Here is a 9,244-nt window from a genome sequence, read left to right as displayed (position 1 = left end):
CAGCTCCGAAGTCTTTAACAGGAGCAGGGGCATATTGTTCTGGCACAGGGCCCGGAAGAGGGGACGGCGCAGATCCCGCTGCTCACTGCTCTGGATGTGGTATTCGTAAATATCCGGCGCGCCATTTTCCTCCCTGGGACCGGCAACGTCCACCTGAACGTCCTGTCCCAGGCCCTTGAGAACCGGCAGAACCTGCTCCTGCTTGCCCTCAATCCGGGCCACCAGGCTGTGGTCGGAGGACAGGGAGGCGGCGATGGACTCGGGGGTGCCGTCGGCAATGAGTTTGCCGGCGTTGATGATGATGATCCGGTCGCAGACTGCCTGGACCTCGCTGAGGATGTGGGAGGAGAGGATGATGGTGTGTTTTTCTCCCAGGGACCGGATCAGATCCCGGATCTCGATGATCTGGTTGGGGTCCAGCCCCACGGTGGGCTCGTCCAGGATCAGGACCTGGGGATTGCCCAGCAGGGCCTGGGCCAGTCCGACCCTTTGGCGGTAGCCTTTGGACAGGTTCTTGATGATCCTGCCCCGGACCCCCTCGATGCCGCAGAGCCGGCAGACCTCGTCCAGATGGGCCTTGCGGGGCAGGGAGACCTTTTTGAGCTCATACATAAACTGAAGATAGCCGTCCACCGTCATATCCAGATACAGCGGGGGCTGTTCCGGCAGATAGCCGATACATTTTTTTGCTTTGAGGGGTTCCTCCAGAATGTCGAAGCCCCCGATGGTTGCCTCTCCCTGGGTGGCGGAGATATAACCGGTCAGTATGTTCATGGTGGTGGATTTCCCCGCCCCGTTGGGCCCGAGAAATCCCACAATCTCCCCGGAATCAATGGAGAAGCTGATGTCATCTACCGCGTTTTTCACGCCGTAGCGCTTGACTAGATGCTTCACCTCAACCATTTTGTCAAACCATTCCTTTCCTTGCGCCCGAAGGCACACTCTTTCTGCGGCACCGGCCGCCAAAGCTTAGTTAAAAAATATGATAGCAGAAATTTTTACTTCTTTTGTAAATAGAACGTGAAATTTCCACCGATGTTTCCTGCCAGTTGTGTGAAAATATCCCCGCAAATTGCCTGAAGGGGAGAAACCCATTGCCTGGATGGGGCGGAGGATGGTATAATAGTTCCATGGAAAAACGGGCGGGGCGCAAGGACGCCGCGAGCCCAGGGCGGGGGCCGGATCCCCCGGGAAATGGAGGAAATATCATGGCAACAGTCAAAGGCTTTAGAGGGCTGCGCTTTACCGAAAAAGCGGGGGAGATCGGCAAACTCTGCTGCCCCCCTTATGACATCATCAGCGAGGAGCAGCGCCAGAACTATCTCAAGGAAAACCCCTGCAACGTCATCCGGCTGGAGCTGCCCCGGGGAGAGGAGCCCTATGCCCAGGCGGCCCAGACCCTGAACTCCTGGCTGGAGGAGGGAATCCTGGCCCAGGACAGCCGGGAGGGGATCTACATCTATGAAGAGGAATTCACCGCCCGGGGCCAGCGCCACAAGATCAAGGGCTTTATCTGCCTGGTGAAGGTGGAGGACTTCTCCAAAGGGGTGGTGCTGCCCCATGAGGAGACCCTTTCCAAGGCAAAGACCGACCGTTTTAACCTGCAAAAGGCCACCGGATGCCAGTTTAGCCAGATCTATTCCCTGTATATTGACCCGGAGCACACCACCCTGTCCTTAATTGACAGCCTCTCCGAAGGGGCGCCGGACGCCTCCTTCACCGATGGGGACGGGGTGACCCACCGCCTTTGGTGCGTCTATGACCCGGCGGTGCTGGAAGCCATCGGCGGCCAGTTTGCCGCCCGCAAGCTTTATATAGCCGACGGCCACCACCGGTATGAAACCGCCATCAACATCCGCAACTATCTGCGGGAGCAGGGGGTCATCACCGACGACAGCCATCCGGGCAACTATGTGATGATGATGCTCTGCGACATGGAGCATCCGGGGCTGGTGGTGTTCCCCACCCACCGGCTCATCAAGGACATGCCCCAGGTGGACCTGAAGGAGCTGGAAGAAAAATGCCGGGCCTATTTCGACATCACCCCCGGCCTGCCCCTGGCGGGGATGGAAGAAAAGCTGGATGAGCTTTACGCCCAGGGGAAAAAAGCCTTTGCCCTCTATGCCGGGGCGGAGGACTACACCCTCTTTGTCCTCACCGACCCGGACGCGGTGAAGCGGTTTGAGCCCCAGATGAGCGACGATTACTGCAACCTGGACGTGTCGGTCCTCCACACCCTGGTGCTGGAGCAGGCCCTGGGCATTGACAAGGAGAACATGATGAACCAGGTGAACTTAAACTACACCCGCTCCCTGGAAGAGGCCATCGACAAGGTCAAGGACGGCACCTATAACTTCAGCTTTATCATGAACCCCACCAAGGTAGAGGAGATCGGCCGGATTGCCGCTAACGGCGAGAAGATGCCCCAGAAATCCACCTACTTCTATCCCAAGCTGACCACCGGCCTTGTGATGAACAAGTTTATGGATGTAAAATAACAGGCCGGTCGAAATTTCTGCTGACGGTGATTTGATGCGAAATAAAAAGAACAAGCACCTGGGAATAGAAATTGACCCCCAGCTCCACGGAAAACTGCACTACATCGCCAAGTATGAGGGACGCTCCGCCAATGGGCAGATCCTCTACCTGATCCGCCAGTGCATCCGGGAGTTTGAGGAGAAAAACGGAACGATAGAACTGGAACCTGATCAATCCCGCCCGGACAAAGAGAAACCTGCAAAATAAAAAAGCCGTACCGCTGAAAGCTTTGGCGGTACGGCTTTTTTATGGCCTGTATCAAAATGGGACGCCTTTTGAGGGCGCCTTTACTTCATATTCTCAATGAGCTTGAGGATCAGCTCCTTCTGCTCGTCGGTGAGGGTGCTCCAGCGCTGGAACATGGCATACTGCTCCCGGGTCAGGGAACGGGGGGTGGAGCCGTCAGAGAAAAACTCGGCCACCGTAATGTCAAAGGCTTTGCAGATGGCCTCCAGGGTGGGGATGGAGGGATAATCGTTGACAGAATTAAAGATGGAATTGATGGTGCTTTGCGGCAGATGCGCCTTTTGCGCCAGCCTGTTTTGGGATAGGTTTTGTTTTGCGGCCAGATCCTTGATCCTCTTGACAACTTGGTTCACAAGGCACCACCTCCTGGAAAAGTGTTACCTAAATTATACCGTGATAATCCTGGTCCAGGCATAACATAATATTGTATAATATACATTATCATGTTATAATGAGGGCGCCGCCGCTTCTATGACAGAAAAAAGATCCGCTAGATTGATAAGGCCCCTGCCGGTACAGCGGCGGCCGTCCCGGCAGAGGCAAAAAAAGAGCCGCTCATGGCGGCTCTTTTTCTATGGGTTAATCCCTATTTTTCATAACAGCTTTCATCCGCTGGGCGTTGTCTAAGATCCGCTTGCGCAGCCGGATGTTTTTGGGGGTGACCTCCACCAGCTCGTCGTCGGCGATAAATTCCAGCGCCTGCTCCAGGCTGAAGGTGCGGGGCGGGGTCAGCCGCAGGGCTTCGTCGGAGCCGGAAGCCCGCATGTTGGTGACATGCTTTTTCTTGCAGACGTTGACGGCCATATCGTCGGATTTGGGGGACTGGCCCACAATCATCCCCTCATAGACCGGGACGCCGGGGCCGATGAAGAGCTCGCCCCGCTGCTGGGCGTTGTAAAGGCCGTAGGTGACCGCCTCTCCCGTCTCAAAGGCGATGAGGGAGCCGGTGGAACGGCGGGGGATATCCCCTTTGTATTCTTGATAGCACTCAAAGACGGAGCTCATAATCCCCTCGCCCTTGGTGTCGGTGAGAAACTCGTTGCGGTAGCCGAAGAGTCCCCGGGAGGGGATGAGAAATTCCATCTTCATCCGGCTGCCCTGGGGCATCATATGGAGCAGTTCGCCCTTGCGCTGGCCCATCTTTTCCATGACAGAGCCGACGCATTCCTCAGGGACGTCGGTGACCAGACGCTCCATAGGCTCCATGAGGACGCCGTTTTTCTTTTTGGTCATGACCTTGGGGCAGCCCACCTGGAACTCAAAGCCCTCCCGGCGCATGGTCTCGATGAGGATGGAAAGATGCATCTCGCCTCTGCCGCAGACCCGAAAGCTGTCGGTGGTGTCGGTGGGGTAAACCCGCAGGGACACATCCCGGAGCAGTTCCCGGAAGAGCCGGTCGTGAAGCTGGCGGGAGGTGACAAATTTTCCCTCCCGGCCGGCAAAGGGGCTGTCGTTGACCGAGAAGGTCATCTCCAGGGTGGGCTCGGAGATCTTGACAAATTCGATGGCTTCAGGGGTATCCGCCTGGCAGATGGTGTCGCCGATGGTGATCCCCTCAATGCCGGAGACGCAGACAATATCCCCCACCTTGGCCTCTTCGCAGGGAACCCGGCTGAGGGCCTCGATTTCATAGAGGTTGGCGATCTTCCCTTTATAGGCGGTTTCCTCGTCGTGGAAGTTGCAGACGGAAATGTCCTGGTTCTGACGGATGACGCCCCGCTCCACCCGGCCGATGGCGATCCGGCCTACATAGTCGTTGTAGTCGATGGAGGAAACCAGCATCTGCATGGGGCCGTTTTCGTCCCCCTCCGGCGCTGGGATGTAGTTGATGATCTCCTCAAACAGGGGGACAAGGTCGGTGCCGGTGCCGTGGATGTCCTTGGTGGCGGTGCCGTCCCGGCCGGAGCAGTAGATGATGGGGCTTTCCAGCTGCTCCTCCGCCGCGTCCAGGTCCAGGAGCAGCTCCAGCACCTCGTTTTCGATCTCGTCGGTGCGGGCGTCGGGCCGGTCGATCTTGTTGACCACAATGATGACCTTATGGCCCAGGGCCAGAGCCCGCTGCAGGACAAAGCGGGTCTGGGGCATGGGGCCCTCCGCCGCGTCCACCAGCAGCAGGACGCCGTTGACCATCTTGAGGACCCGCTCCACCTCGCCGCCGAAGTCGGCGTGTCCCGGGGTGTCGATGATGTTGATCTTAATATCTTTATAGTAGACAGAGGTGTTTTTGGCCAGGATGGTGATGCCCCGCTCCCGTTCCAGGTCGCCGTTATCCATGACCCGTTCGGCCACCACCTGATTTTTCCGGAATGCTCCCGACTGTTTGAGCATCTGGTCCACCAGGGTGGTCTTGCCGTGGTCGACGTGGGCGATGATGGCAATATTTCTCAAATCTTCTCTAATCAAAGCAATTTCCCTTCCTACCTGTGATGCCGCAGCCGTCGCGCGGCGGATTTCTTTCCCCAATTCCGGAAAGCTCATCTGTTTATTATACATCATTCCCGTCAGCTTTACTATAAAATTCGTCAAAAATTTGGTCAATTAAACAAACAAAATTTGACAGTCCCCCTCCCGGCCTTTTTTGCACTTTTGACGAAAGCCGGGGGGAGAAAGCGCCCCTTTCCCGGGAAATCCAGCCGCTGCCTGGGCTTTTTCCCGCCAAGGGGCGGATAGGCTTGATTTTAGGGGCCTATCTGTTGTTTAATAAGATGGAAGGAAAATGCCCAGAATGAAAGGACATCACTGAAAAAAGGAAGGAAGCGGCCTATGGTTCCCATGAAACTGCGCCCGGCTCTCAAAGACTATCTCTGGGGCGGGACAAGGCTCAAAACCCAATACGGAAAGGAAAGCGATCTCCCCATCGTGGCGGAAAGCTGGGAGGTGTCCTGCCACAAGGACGGCCCCAGCCTGGTGGAAAACGGCCCCCAGGCGGGGATGACCCTGCCCCAGGCCATCGACGCCCTGGGTCGACAGTGCCTGGGGAAGCGGGGAGAGGAGCTGCCGGAATTTCCGGTGCTGATCAAACTCATCGACGCCAAACAGAGCCTGTCGGTCCAGGTCCATCCGGACGACGCCTATGCCCGCCGGGTGGAGGGGGAGCCGGGGAAAACCGAGATGTGGCTGGTGCTGGCATGTGAACCGGGGGCCTATCTCTACTACGGCTTTGCCAAGGATATGACCAGGGAGGAATTTGCCCGCCGGATCCAAGAAAACACCCTCACCGACGTGCTGCGGAAGGTGGAGGTCCATCCCGGGGACACCTTCTTTATCGACGCCGGCACCCTGCACGCCATCGGCCCCGGCATCCTCATCGCCGAGGTGCAGCAAAGCTCCAATTCCACCTACCGGGTCTATGACTTCGGCCGGGTGGGCCCCGACGGCAAGCCCCGGCAGCTGCATATCCAGAAGGCCCTGGACGTGACCCGCCTGACCCGGGAGACCCGGCCGCCCCGCCCCCAGGGGGAGCGGGAATCCTTGGACGGCTATGCCCGGACCCTGCTGGCCAGCTGCCCCTATTTTACCGCCCTGCTCTACGAGGCGGAGACCGCCGCGCCCCTGCCGGTGAATGAGGAATCCTTCCTCTCCCTCACCGTCCTCACAGGGGAGGGCACCCTGGTCTATCCCCAGGGGGAGATGGCGATCCGCAAGGGAGAAAGCTTCTTCCTGCCGGCAGGGCTGGGAGACTGTGAAATCCGGGGGAAATGCAGGGTGCTGGCCTGCCACATTTAATACAAATAGTAATAAAAGCAAGGGATATAACAAATGGATAGAGAAAAGAAGCTGAATATTGTACTGGTGGAGCCCCAGATCCCCCAGAATACAGGCAACATCGCCCGGACCTGCGCCGCCACTGGGGCCAGGCTCCATCTGGTGGGGCCGATGGGCTTTCAGATCGACGACAAGAAGCTCAAACGGGCGGGGCTGGATTACTGGCATCTACTGGATATCACCTATTACGACAGCCTGGAGGACTTTTTCAAAAAGAACCAGGGACAGTTTTACTACTTCACCACCAAGGGGCAAAACCGGTACAGCGATATAGCCTATCCGGAGGACGCCTATATTGTCTTCGGCCGGGAGGACGCGGGGCTGCCGGAGGAGCTTTTGTTCCAGCATCCCGACCGGTGCGTCCGGCTGCCCATGATCCCGGGGGCCAGGAGCCTCAACCTCTCCAACACGGTGGCCATTGCCGTCTACGAGGTGCTGCGGCAGTGGGACTTTGAGGCGCTGAAGACCCAAGGGGAGCTGACCCGGTTTTCCTGGGAGAACGCTTCCTTCCCAGAGGGGGATGAGGCTTTAGAAATAACCGGGGAGGGATGGGAAAAACCCGGGAAAAGCCGGGGAAATCTGCCGGAAAATACTTGAAATATGGACAGGTTTAGGATAAAATATGTTATGGATTGTGAGAAATGAGACAATCCATGTTTTTCCGGCTTCCGGCTGGGAAAACGTAACTGACAGGTCAGCGGGGAAATCCCGCTTGCAGGAATTATCATTATCAGGAAAGGGTGGCAATCATGACCTCTCTCAACAAAAAGTCCATCGAAGATATCGATGTAGCCGGTAAGAAAGTACTGGCCCGTTGTGATTTCAACGTTCCCCTCAAGGACGGCGTCATCACCAACGACAAAAGAATTGTGGCAGCTCTGCCTACCATCAAGTATTTGGTTGATCACAAAGCACGGCTGATCCTCTGCTCTCATCTGGGCCGTCCCAAGGGCGAGTTCAAGCCGGAATTCTCTCTGGCACCTGTGGCCAAGAGACTCAGCGAGCTGCTGGGCCAGGAAGTAAAGATGGCCAAGGACGTCATCGGTCCTGACGCCAAGAAACTGGCTTCCGAGCTGAAAGACGGCGAGGTCATGCTGCTGGAGAACGTTCGTTACCATGCAGAGGAGACCAAGAACGATCCCGCATTTGCCAAAGAGCTGGCTTCCATGGCAGAGATCTATGTCAATGACGCTTTCGGCGCCTGCCATAGAGCCCATGCTTCCACCGCCGGCGTGGCAGCTTACCTGCCTGCTGTTTGCGGCTATCTGATGCAGAAAGAAATCAACTTCATCGGCGGCGCTCTGGCCAACCCCAAACGTCCCTTTGTGGCCATCCTGGGCGGCGCGAAAGTTTCCGATAAGATCGGCGTTATCACCAACCTGCTGGATAAGGTCGACACCCTTGTCATCGGCGGCGGTATGGCCTACACCTTCATGAAGGCACAGGGTCATTCCATCGGCAATTCCATCTGCGAGGATGACAAGCTGGATCTGGCCCGCCAGATTCTGGCCGACGCGGAGAAGAAGGGTGTCAAGCTCCTGCTGCCCATCGACAACAACGCTGGCGATAAATTCGACGAGAACTGCAACGAGCAGATCGTCAATTCCGACGACATCCCTGACGGCTGGATGGGCATGGACATCGGCCCCAAATCCATCGAGCTGTTCTGCGACGCTGTGAAAGGCGCCGGCACCGTCATCTGGAACGGGCCTATGGGCGTATTTGAGTTTGAGAAATTCGCAAAAGGCACCCTGGCGGTAGCCAAGGCAGTGGCTGACAGCGGCGCTGTTTCCATCATTGGCGGCGGCGACTCTGTCGCGGCTGTGACCAAGCTGGGCTTTGCCGACAAGATGAGCCATATCTCCACCGGCGGCGGCGCTTCCCTGGAGTTTATGGAGGGCAAGGTTCTCCCCGGCATCGACTGCCTCAACGATAAATAAGAACAAATGAGAGGAAAAGGCACGGTCCCCCGTGCCTTTTCGAAACATAACATATCCAAAAGGAGCGTATTACTGATGAATAAGGCAACACGTAAAGCCGTTATCGCCGGCAACTGGAAAATGAATAAAACCCGTCCCGAGGCCAAAGCTCTCATCGAAGAGATGATCCCCCTGGTCAAAGATGCGGACTGCGACGTTATCATCTGCGTCCCCTACACCAACCTGGAGACCGCCATTGCCGCAACCAAAGGCACCAACATCAAGGTAGGCGCTGAGAACTGCCACTGGGCAAAATCCGGCGCATTCACCGCAGAGGTTTCCGCCGACATGCTCAAAGAGGTTGGCGTTGAATACGTCATCATCGGCCACTCTGAGAGAAGACAGTACTTCGGCGAGACCGATGTCACCGTCAACCAGAGAGTCCGGGCTGCTCTGGACGCTGGCCTGAAGGTTATCCTCTGCGTCGGCGAGCTCCTGGATCAGAGAGAGCAGGGCATCACCGAGGAGATCTGCTCCATGCAGACCAAGATCGCTCTGGGCGGCGTTTCCAAAGAGGAAATGAAGGACATCATCATCGCTTATGAGCCTGTTTGGGCCATCGGCACCGGCAAAACCGCTACCGCCGACCAGGCAGAAGAGGTTTGCGGCGCTATCCGCGGCGTCATTGCCAAGCTCTATGACGACGCTACCGCTCAGGCTACCACCATCCAGTACGGCGGTTCCATGAACGCTAAGAACGCAGACGAGCTCCTTTC

At 57.0% G+C, this 9,244-nt stretch carries 8 protein-coding genes and 1 pseudogene; 6 read left to right on the top strand and 3 right to left on the bottom strand.

Annotated elements, in window-relative coordinates; translation table 11 throughout:
- The coding region (locus tag ACZ25G_RS03630; protein WP_463681573.1) for an ABC transporter ATP-binding protein at positions 1–903 on the bottom strand (903 nt) is incomplete at its 3' end.
- A 305-nt stretch (positions 904–1,208) separates the two neighbouring features.
- On the opposite strand from ACZ25G_RS03630, the gene ACZ25G_RS03625 reads away from it, so the two are divergent.
- A complete protein-coding gene (locus tag ACZ25G_RS03625) occupies positions 1,209–2,498 on the top strand; it encodes a DUF1015 domain-containing protein (protein WP_463681572.1) in 1,290 nt (429 codons plus the stop codon).
- 34 nt (positions 2,499–2,532) lie between these two features.
- Positions 2,533–2,745, top strand: coding sequence for a type II toxin-antitoxin system antitoxin (locus ACZ25G_RS03620; protein WP_463681571.1), 213 nt, complete (start codon positions 2,533–2,535; stop codon positions 2,743–2,745).
- An 80-nt stretch (positions 2,746–2,825) separates the two neighbouring features.
- Here ACZ25G_RS03620 and ACZ25G_RS03615 read toward each other — a convergent pair whose 3' ends face one another.
- Together ACZ25G_RS03615 and typA are read right to left on the bottom strand one after the other, a co-directional pair.
- Complete coding sequence (locus tag ACZ25G_RS03615; protein ID WP_463681570.1) at positions 2,826–3,137, bottom strand: helix-turn-helix domain-containing protein; 312 nt, start codon at positions 3,135–3,137, stop codon at positions 2,826–2,828.
- A 226-nt stretch (positions 3,138–3,363) separates the two neighbouring features.
- Positions 3,364–5,187, bottom strand: a complete 1,824-nt coding sequence (typA, locus tag ACZ25G_RS03610) for a translational GTPase TypA (protein WP_463681574.1) — start codon at positions 5,185–5,187, stop codon at positions 3,364–3,366.
- A gap of 360 nt (positions 5,188–5,547) precedes the next feature.
- On the opposite strand from typA, the gene ACZ25G_RS03605 reads away from it, so the two are divergent.
- From ACZ25G_RS03605 to tpiA, 4 genes and pseudogenes are all read left to right on the top strand, one after another.
- Positions 5,548–6,510 (top strand): type I phosphomannose isomerase catalytic subunit, encoded by a 963-nt coding sequence (locus tag ACZ25G_RS03605; protein WP_463681569.1) that lies wholly within the window; start codon positions 5,548–5,550, stop codon positions 6,508–6,510.
- 33 nt (positions 6,511–6,543) lie between these two features.
- Positions 6,544–7,053 (top strand): annotated as a pseudogene (gene trmL, locus ACZ25G_RS03600) (tRNA (uridine(34)/cytosine(34)/5-carboxymethylaminomethyluridine(34)-2'-O)-methyltransferase TrmL); the annotation flags it as partial.
- A gap of 245 nt (positions 7,054–7,298) precedes the next feature.
- Positions 7,299–8,489 (top strand): phosphoglycerate kinase, encoded by a 1,191-nt coding sequence (locus ACZ25G_RS03595; protein ID WP_191482973.1) that lies wholly within the window; start codon positions 7,299–7,301, stop codon positions 8,487–8,489.
- A gap of 75 nt (positions 8,490–8,564) precedes the next feature.
- Positions 8,565–9,244, top strand: a 680-nt coding sequence (tpiA, locus tag ACZ25G_RS03590; RefSeq protein WP_463681568.1) for a triose-phosphate isomerase, incomplete at its 3' end; no start/stop codon positions are given.

It is taken from the genome of Zongyangia sp. (assembly GCF_965361945.1).
Note: the sequence above shows the minus strand (reverse complement) of the source record. Positions and strands in the feature narration are given on the sequence as shown.

Bases quoted from the DNA above. Each gene is read 5' to 3' on its own strand.
- ACZ25G_RS03625 (WP_463681572.1), top strand. From the start codon at position 1,209: ATGGCAACAGTCAAAGGCTTTAGAGGGCTGCGCTTTACCGAAAAAGCG.
- ACZ25G_RS03620 (WP_463681571.1), top strand. From the start codon at position 2,533: ATGCGAAATAAAAAGAACAAGCACCTGGGAATAGAAATTGACCCCCAG.
- ACZ25G_RS03605 (WP_463681569.1), top strand. From the start codon at position 5,548: ATGGTTCCCATGAAACTGCGCCCGGCTCTCAAAGACTATCTCTGGGGC.
- ACZ25G_RS03595 (WP_191482973.1), top strand. From the start codon at position 7,299: ATGACCTCTCTCAACAAAAAGTCCATCGAAGATATCGATGTAGCCGGT.